8 protein-coding genes are annotated in these 17,531 nt (G+C 36.8%); all 8 read right to left on the reverse strand.

What is annotated here, in order from left to right:
* Positions 1-3: 3 nt before the first annotated feature.
* Entirely contained in the window at positions 4-2,496 is a 2,493-nt protein-coding gene (locus tag ACFQ0R_RS03005; RefSeq protein WP_379656893.1) for an MFS transporter, read from the reverse strand.
* An 11-nt stretch (positions 2,497-2,507) separates the two neighbouring features.
* Positions 2,508-4,001 (reverse strand): glycoside hydrolase family 30 protein, encoded by a 1,494-nt coding sequence (locus tag ACFQ0R_RS03010; RefSeq protein ID WP_379656894.1) that lies wholly within the window; start codon positions 3,999-4,001, stop codon positions 2,508-2,510.
* Between the two features lie 23 nt (positions 4,002-4,024).
* Positions 4,025-5,308, reverse strand: coding sequence for a glycosyl hydrolase family 17 (locus tag ACFQ0R_RS03015; RefSeq protein WP_379656895.1), 1,284 nt, complete (start codon positions 5,306-5,308; stop codon positions 4,025-4,027).
* Positions 5,309-5,314: 6 nt separating this feature from the next.
* Positions 5,315-8,767 (reverse strand): hypothetical protein, encoded by a 3,453-nt coding sequence (locus ACFQ0R_RS03020; protein WP_379656896.1) that lies wholly within the window; start codon positions 8,765-8,767, stop codon positions 5,315-5,317.
* A 99-nt stretch (positions 8,768-8,866) separates the two neighbouring features.
* Complete coding sequence (locus ACFQ0R_RS03025) at positions 8,867-9,694, reverse strand: glycoside hydrolase family 16 protein (RefSeq protein WP_379656897.1); 828 nt, start codon at positions 9,692-9,694, stop codon at positions 8,867-8,869.
* Positions 9,695-9,706: 12 nt separating this feature from the next.
* Positions 9,707-11,647 (reverse strand): Ig-like domain-containing protein, encoded by a 1,941-nt coding sequence (locus tag ACFQ0R_RS03030; protein ID WP_379656898.1) that lies wholly within the window; start codon positions 11,645-11,647, stop codon positions 9,707-9,709.
* 8 nt (positions 11,648-11,655) lie between these two features.
* Entirely contained in the window at positions 11,656-14,826 is a 3,171-nt protein-coding gene (locus tag ACFQ0R_RS03035; protein WP_379656899.1) for a glycosidase, read from the reverse strand.
* A gap of 389 nt (positions 14,827-15,215) precedes the next feature.
* The gene (gene bglX, locus ACFQ0R_RS03040; RefSeq protein WP_379656900.1) at positions 15,216-17,489 is read right to left on the reverse strand and encodes a beta-glucosidase BglX; all 2,274 of its coding nucleotides are present in this window, start codon (positions 17,487-17,489) and stop codon (positions 15,216-15,218) included.
* Positions 17,490-17,531 lie beyond the last annotated feature (42 nt).

Below are 17,531 nucleotides of genomic sequence, written 5' to 3' on the forward strand. Positions count from 1 at the left end.
GATTTAATTATATTTTAATTTTTCATTTTTATCCCATATTCCCCACCGTTGACCAACGTCTCCTTCATGACGTGTTTTCCAGGATTCATCAAAGGAAGAGAAATAAAATAGTTTAATATTTTCCTTCTGTGCCCAATTATTCACATTTATGAAATATTTCATTGCATTAAGTTCTGTAGGTATTGCTTTTCCGGTGTTTTCGCCTTGATTTGGCCAACCTGTTTCAGCAATCATCACAGGCTTATCTTTCGCTTTAGCTTTAATTAAGGAATACATCTCACGTAAATAGGCCGTTGAAATTTCAATATCTGCACCTTCCCAGAAGGGATAACAGTTAATTAAGATTACATCACATACTTCTATGAGTGATGGACGGTCATTGAACATAGAATAAGCATCAACATATCCCACTGGTATATTTGGCAATGCTGTTTTAACCTCTTGGATGTAACTCAAAAGCTCTTCTTCTATAAGTTCTTCTCGAAGTAGTACTTCATTTCCAACCACAGCAATATCCACTTGACCAGCTTTGCCCAACTTTATAAGTTGATTTATTTCTTTTCTGTTCTGAGCTTTATCATCACTTATCCAAGCTCCAACCATAGTTTTTAGGTTGTTTTGCTTAGCAATCTTCGGCATGTGTTCGTTTCCACCGGTACATGAAAACGACCTTAACCAGTTAGTGTAAGGTTTTATGATTTCAACGCGTCTTCTGATTTGTTCTTCAGAAAGAATATCGTCTATATCCTGCTTATCTGTGTAAGGACTAAAACATAATCCATGCATACCTCTGTTTAGAGTAGTCGAGAAAAGAGTCTTAATGTCACCCATTGATTTTGATGAAAAATCAATATCATACTTAACGTCTGGAGTGATTTTAGAGGAAATCAAAGAAAGAAGATTTTGACCATAGTAAGAAGAACTTGTTCTTTTTGGCAAGGCTTTCCTTTTCTTAAGTGCAGCCCCTATCTCTCTGACGCGTTTTTCATCAAGATCATAGCGCCACATTACAATAAAGGCTAATGCAGCAGTTGATGCAGGTACAATAATATCTGCAATTCTTAGATTTGTCATTGTCTCAACAGTTTGATCTGTAATATTTTGATCAAACCCTACAATTTTAAGAATAACACCACTTAATATAATAGCTAAAGCCTGACCTACTTTTACCATCCACCAATAGATGGCACCGAAAGTACCTTCCTTTCTCGGCAATCCGTTTTCAAGTTCATCTAAGTCACAGACATCGGCTGTCATAGACATCATAAGCGTAAATAGACCGCCCATTCCAAAGGCAAAAAATGGGATAGGTAAGAAAATCAGCCAAGGCACACCATTATCAACGTCGATTGTAAACCAAGTCGCTCCAATGCTTTCTAGATGTGGATTAAGAAAATTAAAAACAGAACCTAATGCATTTGTCAACCCTTCCCCTACAGAGGTTTGATTGAATTGCTCATTCAATTCAACATCAAAACCCCACCATTTTAGGATATATCCTATGATAGATAAGAAAGTAGCAATCAAAAAGGCTTTTCGTTTTCCAATTTTTGTAGCCATTTTAGAAACAATCGGAATAACAATCAAAGCAGTAATCACCGCATTAAGTGAATTGAACCAAGCTGGCCATGTTCCTGCTACTTCCCAGCTACCTTCATACATATAAAACACAATAATGAACACTGAAAAAGCCGCTACCAGTTGAAAACCGTTAAACACTAAGAAAGTAGCCCCACAGAGCTTCATAAAAGGCTTGTTCTTGGATACTTGAACAATTCCTTTAAACAACTCTCTCAAGTTTGAGCCTAATGTTTTAAAATTAATCTTCTCCCTGTCTTCCATTTCACCAACATCTATCCCCTTACAGAACAGAGCTGGTAATATTCCAAAAACTATACAGACTCCACCTACTATAAAGGCCATGGTTCTAACGCCCTCTGCTGGATTATCAAAGGTGTTGACATCTGGAATAATCACATAAAGCCAAGGCACTATAATCCATGCAATTTGTCCCATGGAGTTAGCAAGACTCATCAAGCGAGTTCTTTCATTATAATCTGGAGACATTTCGTAACCAAGACCTACAAGAGGTGTCGCAAACATAGTATTCCCAACAAGAAATAAAATTTGCAAAATCATCACATACCAAAAATTATAGGTCATAGATGCATTTTCATCCAATTGCCACATTAAGATGAATAATATTCCACTTATAATCGCTCCTGTAAAAATATAAGGCCGTCGTCTTCCATATCTTGATTTTGTATTATCAGAAATAAAACCCATGATGGGATCTGTAAGGGCGTCGAAGATTCTTGGCAAACCACCTAAAAGCCCTGCCCACACTGGGTCCATGCCAAAAGCTGTAAGGATAAATACCTGCAAGTAAACTCCCAAGACTCCTGGTAAAAGGTTTAAAACAAAATGACCTGCTCCAAAAGCAGCCTTCTGACCTACTGGCACTTTATCCTTTTCTGGAGTTTTTATTTCAGACATACAAAAAAGAGTTAGTCAATGAGAGTTATCGTTTGAATAGCCTGCGGGCTAATTGAAATCCTTTTAGAAACATCGTCCAGTTCTAGATCAAATACTTTTTCTTCTTCTGAAGGGTTAAACACAATAACAACATGACTACCATCAGGATTGGTTGCTGCACTTACTTGCAAATCTTTATTGTTGGATTCAAAATCAATGCGTTTTGCACCTGGTCTTATAAATTTACTGAAATGCGCCATGGTATAATAAAGAGGCGTAAAGTAAACTTCATCCTGGTCTGGATCTACAATTACAGGAGCTACACACCAGTTTTCAAACCAGTTTGGCCCGCCTTGACGATCCAGAACCATATTCCAGTCTACCCAACCGTCTACCCAGTTGTTCATACATCCTATGATATCTCTGGCGTATCTGTAAACGGGACGGTATTTTGGATGCAAATGCTTTTGATCTTCTGGAGCCCAGTCCCAACCCCAATCGGTAGCTTCTTTTTGCCAGTACCAATCGTCATCTTGCCATTTAGGAACTTCTGCGTCCACACAAGCTTCAGTTTGAATCAAGTACTTATCTGGTGCTTTTTCGTGAGCATATTGTAGGGCTTCTGGAAAAACTCTAAATGTACTTTCATACCAATGTATTGCTGTACCATCATAATATTTAGCATTGGCTTCATTTTTATACATCACATCTACCCATTCTTTGATTCCAGCCCTGTTTTGATCGTAACCTAGAATTTTCAAATCTCCTTTACCATCTTTCTCCAATTGTGGGCCGAGATGTTCTCTTACAAATTCAGTCATTTGCTCTGGAGTATAGTGCATACTTTCCCAGTTGTTACCGTTTCCGTGAGGTTCATTTTCAACAGTAAACCCCCAAATATCTATACCTTCGGCTTTATAAGCATCTGCGTATTTAGAGAAGAACAATGCCCAGGTGTCATAATATTCTGGTTTTAATTCTCCACCAACCCATTCGTTATTTGTTTTCATCCAGGGCGGCGCTGTCCAGGGCGATGATATAATATTAAACCCTTCTGAAGAAGCTGCCATAGCATCTTTGATCATAGGGATAATATCATCTCTGTCTTCCTCAATACTGAAATTTTTTAATAAAGTATCGCCTTCAACTGGTGCATAAGAATATTGCCCCAGAGAAAAATCACTTGAATTCATATGTGTCCTCGTGAGAGAATATCTTGCTCCACTATCAGCGAAATACGCATCGATAACTTTTTTGCGATTTTCGGAGCCTAATTGGTTTAATAAATAGGCGGAAGATTCAGTAAAAGAACCTCCAAATCCAGTAAAGGTTTGAAAAGTTGTTTTAGGATTTAACCTAATTTTAGAAGTAGGTTCTGCATTGCTAAAAGCATCAATTTCAGAAAGCTTATTTCCACTTCTAGAGGTTTCAACAACTTCAACTTTAAGAGATGTTTCTTTTTCAACACAAGAACTAACCAACATAAGAGCTATCAGGTTTAAGAATAGAAATTTTAGATTTTTCATAACTGCAGTTTTTCATGATTGACTTAATGATTTACCATTATTTCATTTTTAACTGGAGGCATTTGTACATCCAGTAGAAGGTCTGTTATTTTACCCTCGTAGGTTTTTGTGATTTTATTTTTACCGCGTTTTAAACCCTTAAATATTCCATTATCCACAGCATCCCACAAAGCATATTTGGCTTTACCATCTACCGTGAATAATCCGAAAAAGTTTTCAGAACCATTCGGATACTGGGCATCTTTCCAGGGCTCATCGAAAGCTTCAAAATAGAAACATTTTATCTTATTCTGGGTGGTCCATTCTCTCATTTTATGGTAATACAAAGCTTGCTTGTACTCATCTGTAGCTCTAGCTCCTTCAGGACCATAATGCCTGTCAGAAAAACTTGCCCAACCTGTTTCACCAATATGAATAGGTTTTTTAACGCCTAATGTTTTGATATAACTGGCTACGCTATCGTACTGCGAAACTGCATAACTAAGCGCTCTATTCATGGCTTTATCAATTTTTTCAGTATTGCTTAAACCTTTTTCTTTATGCAGTACGCCCCAAAACACGGGATTATAATGCGTATCGTGCATTGGGTAGGTATGAATAGATAAATAATCTACGCTTTTTACAAGTTCTTCAAGCTCTAGAGTATGGTATTCACTTTCTCCACCACCCCAAGACGCAAAATTATCTGAACTTGTAATCCAAACATCTTTATCTAATCTTCCTTCTTTTTTTACTTCCTGTAGGTATTTTACCCACTTTAAAATAATGTGGGGCTGAACAAAATATGCCGTTGCCCATTTCACCATAGCCTCATTTCCTACTGCAATTATCTTAACAATCTCTGGATATAAATTTGCTAGTTCGATTGCACGTTCAATTTCGGCAGCATTGTGCACACTTTCTTCATTGTGATTAAGCGGTAGTTCTGTCCAAGCATTTTTGCAGTCTATCCAAGCACCAAGCATAACATACATTTCAAAATCGGCATCTGCCTCTTTAAGTTCTCTAATAGCTTTAAGAATATTAGCAGCATGTGGCAAACGCACATTATAAGTTCGTAATACACGAATATCCATAGCGTGAAGGATTTTCAGATCCTGCTTCAACTGAGTAATTGAAGGCTGGGAATCGCGCGTTTTCTCACGATAGCCACCATATGAAATTGCTAAATAATCTGGTTTACTCAGAATTTCCTTTGCGGTTAAGTTGCGTTTAGTTTGCATTAAATTTTGCTCTTTTTTAGATTGTTGACATGAAGCCAATAAGACTAAACTCATTATTAGAAAGAAATGTACAAATGGCTTCATTGTATATTATTTTAAAATAGACTCTTTAACCTGAACATGAATCATTTTAATTTTTCCAGATCGATCAAAGACATCCTGACTTATTTTTCGTGGTAACTGCAATCCTTCAATTATCTCTGAATCAGCTCCATAAAATTCGACTTCAATTTTACTCTGGGTTGAGATAGAATAGATAACTGGCACTTGGCAGTAAGTGAATCCTAAAGAATTTTGCTTTAATTGATGTTGATGTTTTTTGTTTCTAAGATCCACGTATCTAAAGATATGTTCCTCGTCTAGAAATTCAGTTTTTCTCAATAAATCTGGCCTGAACTGAAGTCTTCCTTTTTTAATGCTTACGCCCAATTCGCCGAATCGGCTCAGGATATCTTCTTTTACCTGACCAGTCATACCTGGCTGTTGCGCTCCTTTCCCCTGTGGTGTATGTGAATAAGGATCGGTTGGAAATGCACCGTAAAGTTTTGGTGATTTATGAACACCAATACCTTCATTAATTTCATAATAATGTTCCAATAAGCGACCCACAACTTCGGCAGAGTTCCCGGAAGTTATGGCCTGAGTACAGGTTTCCAAAACTGATAATTGAAGTTTAGAAACCATGTGCCAATAAATAGATCCTAAACCTTCGTATCCATAGAATGTTCCTGAACGCCCAGTAAAAGATTTGTGATTGAATACTTCTTCATAGATCTTCAAAATATCACCGTGTTCCTTTTCAGCTAAAGTTGAATATGCCTCATCTTCAAGTGAGTTTAAAGCTTGTTTCAGTTTTTTAGCGTTATTGAAATTGGCATTGAAATGATAATTTCCTTCAGCATCTTTTTCAATAATTTTTTTACTTCCCTCTTCAATCATTTTTTGAAGTAATTGAGATGATTTTACAGAAGCTTCAGGAACATTATTACGATCCAAGAATCCTTTCAATTCTTTATTTGGATACAGCAAGTAACTGTACTGATCTGGTCTGAATAAAGCACTTTGTTTTAAGGCATCAAGTAACTTTAAAGCTTCGTCTGAGTTTAAATACCCGGAGCTTAAAACCGCTACTTGCCCTTCGAGCATTTCAGAAAGGTAATCGATAGACACCTCATCTTTATTTACCGTCATTAAATTATACGCATGATATAAGTTATCTGTGCGTTTATTTACTTCAATAGTATGTTCGAGATAAACTAAACTGGTTTTAATAAAATCATTAATCTTTCCAGCAGAAACTTCAGTTTTGCTTCCTGAGAAACCTGACTTGTAAACTCCGGTTCTGTAAATAATAGCAGCTTCGCCTAGTTCATCTAACATTTCTTTACGCTGAACATCTGTAAATTTCCTTTCAGTTATATCTTGATACTTATTGAAAGACGTTTGCATTTTATCAAACATCTCAGCCAATTCTTCTGAAACCTCAAAGTTTTCTGAAGCATCAACCTTTTCAAAAACAGATTCAAAAAAGGCTAAGAAACGTCTTAAATAAGATAAGGTGACCATGGAAACACCGTTGCCCACTAAGGCATTGTTAGCATCGTTCCATTCTGGTCTTTGCGTATTCATCCATATACCCGCTTCAGGAATAAAGTTAGATAGTTTAGCTAAAGTTGTAGCTAGTATTTTTTCAATGAAATTAACGTGAATGATTTCTCCCTTTTTATCTTCAAGCAAGGCTCCATCTGCACCGATTTTGTGACGTTTTTTTCTGATTTTAGCATCAGCTTCATGGTCAAATTCTATAGTGTCTTTTGGGTCATCTAAAATGTCTTGATAAGATTTTATTTTATAAGGAACGTTGGCATAGACAAATTCAGATTTATTAAATAGTTCAGCTAGACTATTTGGCTTATAATCTTCATAAAACTCTAAAAACTTCAGCAGATAAATGATCTGGTGATCACCCCAGTATCCAATATATGACCAAGGGTCGTCTGGCTCAATGGTCTCCCAATCGAACCCATCTTTGGTAACGCGATACGGATTGTAACCATCAAAAGTCGTAGCGTTTAAAAATTTATAAATCATACTATCAATAAACTCTGGGTATGAATGCAAAAGGCTTTCCCAGTTTTGAAAAATATCACGCCAATTACCTTCATAGTCTAAGATCTTAGAGCCGTCATCATCTTTAGTGTTAATTGAGAATTGATTCCATGGTCTACTTGGGTCACCATGTCTGCGACTAAATTTAAGCGGTAAATATTCTATAGAGAGACGTCTAAAGTCCTCATTGTCTAGTTTTAAGATTAAAGCTTTTAAATCAAAAAGAGAGAAAATGTCTGGTAACTCATTGATTTTGGATTCGAATTTGTTGGCAAGGGGCTTATTCGCCTTATTCAAATATTGTTTAAAATCCCAACGTTCAATTTGATAATTGTCATCAAAAATACCACCCCGCATGATATTAAACATAGTATTGGAATAGTGACGAATATCTCTCAAATTATCATTTGAACGCTGAAGTCCATCAGCAGCAGCATTAAGTCGAATCAACTTTTCAGTCCCCGCCTTAATATCTTCTTCTATTAATTCTAAAAGGTTTTCTTGTTGTATTTCCTGTTGAAGTTTTATTACTGCAGCATGATTATAATTTACATCTGCAACAATATGCCATGATTGACTTTCTTCTGCATCAAGATGTAGTGTTTTATTGATGAAAAAGGCTCCTTTTTCAGCTTTTACATCTGTTTCTTCAGTGATGTTTTGACCTGTTCTAAAGTTTTCTAGTTGTAATGATGAAAGCAAATAAGTAGGGTTTTCAACATCTAAAGACCAGGCAATATTTGCTTTCAAAGCTTCGCTAGGTTCTGCTTTATCGACAGGCACTGCGCTAAGTGCAAAGATCCCCAAACCAGTTTTTTTATCAAGTTCACTACGTTTATACGCATCAACTAGATTACTGCTTTGGATTTGTAAATCACTAACAACACCCGCTGGTAAAATATTTTGTAATCCATCTAAAAATTCAACTTTTAAAGAGAATGTATTTTCATTGTGTAATTGAGATTCTTTTACAAATCCAAATTTATCACTGGTTGACCATCTGTATGTAAATCTTAAGCCTAGACTATGGTTGATTTCTTCAAAAAGCAATTTGTCACCATAAATATTTTTGTAGATATTTCTGGTAATCTTGTATTGCTCTAGGAAACGATTTGAAAAGGGCTCCCAATATTCAATTTTATCGTTTGAGTGGACTTTAAAAATTGTTTTACTTCCTGTATAATGAGCAGACTCAGTAATTTTATCATCTGTATAATAAGGAAAAAGAGAGTATTCAGCATTTCGCCTTCCAGCCGTTAAACCTCCATTACTAGAAATAAACATCCAGTGATTGGAATCACTAACAATACTCATGAAAAAAGGCCTCATAGCATTATTATTAGTGATCTTTAAAAATTTTTCACCTTCCAATCTTACTTGTTTTAATTCACTTGTTTCAGACGTTTGATTGTCAATAATCTTGTCTTGGTTCATCCGTTAATTATTTGTTTTCTTTATTTCAGCTCTTTATTAAACAAAAGCGGTAAGATTTCAGTTTACCGCTTTTATAATCGTGTTTTTAATCTTTGTGTACTACTCATAAACTCTTACATAATCCACCTCCAAAGTTTGTGGAAAAACAGTGTTAGTATTTGGTGGACCGACAAAAGATCCGCCGACAGCCATATTAATGATGATATAAAAAGGCTTGTTAAATACCCATTCCCCAGTCAAATCTTCGCTATCTGGTGTAATTTGATTGTATAGTACATCATCTACGTAGTAATTGATATAGTCCTCACCCCATTCTATTCCATAGGTATGAAAATCTGTGTCCAATCTGTCATTTTCAAATTCATAGCTTTTTGTGACAGCATTTCCACCAGAATAGCCAGGTCCATGAACACTACCGTGAACTACGGTTGGTTCACTCCCGTCGTATTCCATAATGTCAATTTCACCAGTCTGAGGCCAGCCTACTTGATCTATATCTGTACCCAGCATCCAAAACGCTGGCCATATACCTGTTCCCCATGGCAATTTCATACGTGCTTCTATACGACCGTATTGCTTTTCAAATTTAGCTTTTGTAACTATACGTGCTGAAGTATATCCTGAGCCTTCAAAAGACTCTTCTCGTGCCGTTATGGTTAACACACCATTTTCTACTTTTAAATTTTCTTCTCTGTCGGTATAGTTTTGGAGTTCGTTATTTCCCCATCCTGGAAGACCTTCTTCAGAACCATCTCCAAGCTCAAAAGACCATAAAGAGGAGTCTAACTCAGAACCCTCAAACTCTTCCCCCATAACTAAATTATCGAGAGTAGTAACGGTTTGTTTTTCGTCCAGATCACAGCCTTGAAAACTGATTAAACCAATGCCAAGGATTAGTATCTGAAATATTATTCTTTTATTCTTCATCGTTTCTTTTTTTTAATCAATTATTTGAATATCATCAAAATAATATGTGCTCCCATCACCCGGAGTACCCTCTATAAATTCAAAAAATAGAATAACACGTTGATAGTCTATAGCTGGATTATAAACGCTACTAAAATCAAACTCAAGTTCTTCCCATTCATTAGATGTTGTTGTATTAGTATCGACAAAGATTTGATTTTCGCCACCAGCTGTTTCAAGAGCTAATCTTACAGGAATGTTAGCTTTAGGTGAATAAACTTTCATGTTTACGGTTTGGTTATTTGATAAATCAATAGGAGTTGATAAATCCAAAAATGATCCAGCAAAAAAAGCAGCACCATTGCCCTTGGTATATCGACCAACAGTGGAAGTGGGATTAATACCGCTAGCTGAAGGATTTGCTTCTACAGCAGAATCGGCACCCTCGAAGCTAGTGAAGTTATAACTCACATTATTTGACTCAAAGCCAAGTGGTAATTGAAGCTGTGTAGCATCCTCATCGTTTACATTAGGTTGTGCGTCGACAACCTCTTTGTAATAATAGATATTATCAACATAAATGTCAGATATAGAATTGTCAGATATAAAGAATAACAATCCAATTTTGGCTCTACTGGATAATCCAGAAAACTCGCTCAAGGGTATATCAAAACTTCTCCACTCACCTGTGGATAATTCCTCCGCATTTAGGGTAACTGAGCCTGAAGTTTCATTTCCTCCGACATCATTAAGCAACTGAAGTGTAATAAAATCACCAGGATCAATATCTTCATTGACATTGATATCAACATGCAAGTGTGACATTGATGATATATCTAATGTTGGCACGTTTAGGAACGTTCCTATACCTACAAAATTTAAAGAAGTGTAGTTTATTATACCGTCACCTTCTATATTAATATCTGCACCGTTTGGCCCATCACCTCCTTGAGTGGTTTGACCGTCTCCAGTAAAAAAGCCGTTGTAATAATCAACAGGGACGTTATCGTATGCGTCACTAAAGACAGAAATTACATTTTCTGGATCTCTTGCTGGCACTGGAGCTGGCGTAAAATCTCCTAAAGATTCAATAATCAAAGAGCCAGCTGCTTCATTACCCCCTAATGTGGCAGTAATTTCAGCAGTTCCCGAGCCTATGACATCAACTCTGCCGAGCTCATTAACTGTAGCTACACTTTCATTTGATGATGAAAATTCGAAATAATACGGGGTTATGTTTGTTGTCACATCCCCTTGTGTGGTATTAAAAGTTTGAGTTAAGCCTCCTACTTGTAAATTCCCCCCTATAAAGGTTTGAGCAATTGTGGTTTGACCATTTTCTATTCTAGGTCTAGGCTGAGCAACAGTCCCCAAGTCTTCAAATTTAATTTCATCTATCCAAATCGTAAAGCCCATCCCATTGGTGCTTTGTGTTCCAGCAGAAAACGTAAACATTCCTCTTTCCTGAACTAATTTGGAAGGGTCAGGTATAGGGATAATGTATTTTTTCCAATCTGTTGATAATTGTAAATTGCTATTGGTTGTTCTGTATTTATCTTCTATAAAATCACTACCAAAGCCAGCTTCAAATACTCCAGTTGTAGAGCCTTTAGCCCAAAAGGTTAAAGCATCATAACTCGTTAAGTTTCTTCCTTCTCCTCTATCTCTGAATATTCCACCTATGAAACCTCCATCTGGGTCATTAGGAGCTGGGACGTCAATTCTTATGGAGGTTGTGCCCTCATAAGACTCTGAATCATCTGTGCCAAAACCATTAACATTTGCACCACCAGCTGGATCAAAAGATATAAAAAACTCATCTGTGAGTCCTACAGGGGCATCATTAAACACTTGCGCATTAGTAGGAAAAGTAGCTAATACAGCGTCATCAGAAACATCTCTTTCACAACTTGTTATCATCGTTATAGACAGTATAACTAGTCCCAGTAATTGTAAATATTTGTTATGTATCATTTTGAGTATTATTTACCTATATTAAATCTAATGTATGTCATGATTTCCCATTCAGAACCGTCTGGAAATCCAACTGGACTTATTCGAGGCTCCGTATCAAAAGAACCAATAGGGGTCGCATTTGGTGAATATCTTGGGGAAAATTCATTTAATGACCTCCAAATGCCTCTAATTCCTATTTGAGTGGTTGGGAGAATAAACCACTCTGGCTTGCCTAAGGTTGTAGATAAGTCGATCATGGTTTGTAATGGGAAGGTTAAGTTGAAATCCCTATGGTAATCGTAAGGCCCCCAGTCATTAACTTTTACATCACCTTGTATCCAGTATTTTCTATATCTCACGTCCAAATTGGCACCAAAACGATCGGTAACTAGTCGTTCCGAATCTCCTTGGGCCTGTCCATTTCCATAGTAAAATGTTCCAACGATTCCCAAATCAGGGCTTAAACGAGAGACGAATCTAGCATGAGCTTCCCATAAATCTTCTGCTGGCACTGAATTGGCAAAAGTCAAAAACTCCCGAGTATCCAAGAAACCAATATGCCCATCCATAGTTGTTGGTAAATGCCTGTATACAAAACCTGCACTCAATGCAAACTCTGCATCTTCTGCTTTGTTATTGTCCCAGTTGTACATATAGCTTCCTGGAGTTGGATCATATGTAAAAAGAATTTCACCTGCTGTAGTTTCACGATTCCATCGTACTGCAAAGGGATCATCTATAAAATTTCTTAATCGGCCAGGAGCGTCTCCATTATTCGGCATTGGGTCTACCAAAGGCTTTTGCCATAAAAAGTTAGGAGCGATTTGCCATTTTCCAATATTATAAGTGAAGCCGGATAAAAAGTTTGACTGGTTACCACTTCCGGTATCTTTTAATTTCCATCCAGTAAAGGTTAGCGTAGGGTCTGCACTTCCATTAGCTACAATGCCCATAACGGCACCTTGCGCATACCAATTAAATTTACCTCCAGCATAAGTGATTTTGGCTTTACCACCCCAATTATCATCAGAATTTACAACGTCCACTACAACTTCACCTGCATCATTTATATCTTGGTAGGTACTTCCATTAAGTGGCCGTCCTGCCCAAATCCCACCAAAGGTCAATCCAAATTTGCCAAAATCTCTTTCAAAGGCGAGTGTAGCCCTTTCCATTGGCCAGGGAGGAACCACACCACTACGTACCTGGTTTTGATCCAGCACTCGACGTCCATTTTCATCAAACTCGATATCGGTTTCCACATCTCGGTTGTAGATACCAGTAATGTCCCACTTTGCAATGGTTTTCGAATACTTGAATAACATGGTAGGATTGGCGCCCCACCAGAGTTGTGGGCCTAAAGCTGCTTTGAGACCTTCGAGTTCTCCTTTGGCGTCGATTTCAATGCCTGAAATAATACCACCATAAATATCCAAATTGGGGCCATAGTTCGCTTCCGGATAAAGTCCAAAAATGTCGCCTTCGTAGCCCCAATGGTAATGACCGGTTCTGTAAAACCCTCTTAAGTCAAATAAATCATTATTCCATTCAAATTCTGCTTGATATACTTGTAAGTTATTATTGTCTTGAATAATCGTTTCTCCTTCAGGAGTATTCACCCTTATCGGTCTTGCTCTATTTTCGTAAAAAATTTCGTTGATTGGATTTTCTGCAACATCACCTACAATATTAAATTGAACATCAAAAATGACATTAGCCGCAGGCTTACCACCAACCCCTATAAAGTATGACTGCATTTGATCAAATCCAAGCTGATTTGGATAAGAGGTTGAATTTGGATCTGGATTATCTGGTGTTGTAATTAAGCTACCCCCGGTGTAGAAAGTTGATAAATGTGCTGCTAGTCTACTGATTCCAACCTTTTCTGAATCTCCGCCATCTAAAGCTGCTTTATCTCCTCTTGCTTTGAGTACTGCATCCATTAAGGATATGTTATCAAAATAGTTGAGGACAAATTCTATATTGACCCCTTCAGCGTAAGGATCTAATTTATGGGCTTCCTTTAAGGCATAATAAGACGCTCTGGGATATAAGTCATACAAACCTCTTGCGTTGGTAGGACCTTTAGCGCAAACCCCAAACCATTCTTCATTCATATTGTTTTCACCTTCAACAAAATCCCTATCATAACCTCCATTCGCCCAAGACGCATTACTATCATGAACATCCAAATTCTCGGTTTGGCCATATTTCCACCAACCATCACTAAATTGAAAAGTAAATCCTCCGATAGAGTTTTCTGCAAGTCCTAGACCTGCAGCATTTGCGTAAATGTCTTTCCAATTATTAACCATGTAATAAGCCTGAGACTTTTGGTCTTCTTGCATCTCTATTGCATTAAAGGCATCGGCTCCAAATTCTGTAAATAAGATAGGCTTACCATACACTTCTTTAACTTTTTGAAAAGCATCACCGAATGACTCTCCCCTGTACATATTAGTTCCATAAATATCTACATCGGGACATTCTTCAGCAATAATATCAAGGAAAAGAACATCACCGTTACAAATTGCTACAGGAACTGAATCACTTATAGACTTTATTTTTTTTGTAGCTTCATTCATCAAGCGATACATTGGTCTACCGCGATTTTCTCCAACAGCATTAATTTGATCTTCCTCATCAGGAAAATCTTCTGTTGCAGCACCTGCCCAGAACAAACCATAGTTATTTTCATTTCCTAAAAGAAACAGTAATAAACCAGGTGTATCTTTATAATCTTCTGCAAGTTGAGTTATTTCAGAAAGAAGCAATTCTTGGGTAGCTGGATCATCATATTTTGTAACAGGCGTCCACACCCCATCTATGGTAAGCCCATACCGACCAAAAGAATGGTTAAGCATGGTATATATACCATAGTTCTCATAAATATATTTAATCCATTTGGGCTGAATACCGGTATAAAGTCTAATTGTATTCACTCCCATATTTTTTAGTAGTCCCATCTCTGCATCAAGTGCAGCTTTTATAATATCGTCGGACTGCTCCCAGAGACTATAGCTGAAGTTAGTGCCTCTAGGGAAATAATCCCAATTCATTCCATTTACTATAAAGTCTTCTCCATCTACCTGTAGCTTCACCCCTTGGCTACTTGTAACTACATCTACGTTTTGAGCTTGAGAAAAACCAATAAATGCTGATAAAACAAAAACACTTATCAATAAGATTTTTTTCATGTTAAAAAATTTAAGAAATACTTAATTACCAAACTTAAAGGATTACGTTGTTAATTCCTTAAAAAATTACACTACAAAAAATATACATCGCAATAAAAAGTAATTTTATTTATAATAAACTCAAAATATTTAAAAAACTCTTTATTAAAAGGGTCCCGACAAGTCAGAAGAGTATGTGTTGATTTAATAAAATAAAGTCTTGTATAGTTAATGTTTGGTTTCTAAACCAAAATGTTAAGGCGCTATAAGTAAAGTCTAAAAGATGTAAGGATGATTTCTGTAAACATTTCTCTTAACCTAAATCGATATAGCTTAGCATCAATTCTAGACTTTTGTCTACTAATAGTAAACAAAACACACTTTTATTATTTGTTTTTGATTTAGTAAAACTATAGCTCAAATTTACCTGAAAGTTCAGCTTGAGAATCCTCACCCACAAAAACTTGAAAACTCCCTTCTTCAACTGTAAATTTTCCAGTATTGTTATAAAATCCTAAGTCTTTATCTGTAAGTTGAAATGTGATCTTTTGACTTTCACCTGCTTTTAATTCTACCTGTTTAAAGCTTCTCAATTCTCTAACTGGCCTGGTTACACTTGCAAATTCATCCCTGATGTATAACTGAACTGTGGACTTACCCTTTCGATTACCAGTGTTGGTTATTTTTACAGATACTGAGATTGAGCCATCTTCAGCGTAAGTGTTTTCTATCTCTAGGTTTTTGAAATCGAAAGTCGTATAACTTAATCCATAACCAAAAGGATATAAAGGTGAATTTTCTTCATCTGTATAATGCGACCAAAACACCTCTCCTGGAGATGGGAGTGAAGGCCTGCCTGTAGATTTTTGGTTATAATAAATCGGTACCTGCCCCACATGCCTTGGAAAGGTCATTGGTAACTTACCACTAGGATTATAATCACCATAAAGAACTTCTGCAATCGCATTTCCGCTTTCGGTACCAAGATGCCAAGCTTCAACAATAGCAGGAATATGTTCATCTGCCCAAGGCAAAGCAAGTGGTCTTCCATTTTGTAAAACCAAAACAATATTCTTATTGACTTTGTAAACTTCTTCCAAAAGTTCTTGCTGAACTCCTGGCAAATCGAGCCTAGTTCTACTTCTTGCTTCACCACTTTGCAAACCGTGTTCTCCTAAAACCATAATTACTACATTAGCTGATTTTGCTGCTGAAATAGCTTCTGAAAAACCACTTTTATCAGTGGTATTTATTTTGAGTTCTCTGGTAAAAGAGGTTTCACCAGTAACGACATCTGCACCTTTTGAGTAGGTATATCTATTTTGATCATACTTTTCTAAACCTTCAAGCACACTAACTGCTGTTTCATCATCGGCTCCTATTCTCCAACTTCCTAGTGGTGACGTTTTATCATCTGCTAAAGCTCCTATTACAGTAATATTTTGACCAGAAGCTATTAAAGGAAGTAAATCATTTTCATTTTTGAGCAAAACAATAGACTTTTTAGCCATATCCAAAACACCTTCTCTAAATTTTGGATTATACAAAGTTTCATTCTCTCTTTTTTCTGAACAATATTTATAAGGATCGTCAAAAAGGCCAAGTTCATATTTTACTTTGAGAATTCGTCTCACAGCATCATCAATCAATTCTTCATTTATCTCACCATCTTCAACCAATCCTTTGATCTCTTCAATGTAATGGTATGATTCCATATCCATATCTGATCCTGCAATTACGGCTTGTTTAGCTGCTTCACGACCATTTTTCACAAAGCCATGAGCAACCATTTCTCCAACAGAATCCCAATCTGAAACTACAAAACCTTCAAAGTTCCATTTATCTTTTAATATCTCTCTTAAAAGAAATTTATCCCCAGTGGCCGGAACACCATTTAAGACATTAAACGCATTCATGAATGATTTGACACCTGAGTCTACGGCAGCTCTAAAAGGAGGAAAAACAACATTATAAAGTGTAGAAGTTCCAATATCTACAGTATTGTACTCCCTGCCAGCTTCAGCAAAACCATAAGCAGCAAAATGCTTGGCTGTTGCAGCAACGGTATGGACCGAAGAAAGGTCTTTTCCTTGAAAACCATTTATTCTAGCTTTTGCAATTTGACTACCGAGATAAGGATCTTCTCCGGCTCCCTCCATTACACGACCCCACCTGGCATCTCTTGAAATATCAACCATAGGAGCAAATGTCCAGTTGATACCAGCTGCAGATGCTTCTTCTGCAGCAATTTCAGCAGAACGTTGCATGGCTTTAAGATCCCAGCTCGCGGCTTCAGCGAGAGGAATTGGACTTATAGTTTTATAGCCATGTACAACATCGAAGCCAAATATAAGAGGGATACCAAGTCTAGATTCTTCAACTGCTATTTTTTGAACAGCTCTTACATTTTCAACGCCATGAACATTTAGCATTGACCCCACCAAACCTTGTTTGATATGCTCCAATTTTTTAGCAGCTCTACCTTTATCTGGTTTTGGACCAGTAAAATCCATGAACCCGCTATATTGATTCATTTGACCAATTTTTTCTTCAAGTGTCATTTCAGCGAGAAGTTCTTCCACCTTTTGGTCATTATTTGGTTCGTCAGTATTATTATTTAAAGAAGGGTTTTGCTGACACCCCATAAAAAAGGTGGCAACAAAACCCAATAAAAGTAATTTCATGTATTTATTTTTATTGTTTTTTAAGGTTTACTACAACTATAT

This window comes from Psychroflexus salinarum, assembly GCF_042677225.1.
GTDB classification, from domain to species: Bacteria; Bacteroidota; Bacteroidia; order Flavobacteriales; family Flavobacteriaceae; genus Psychroflexus; species Psychroflexus salinarum.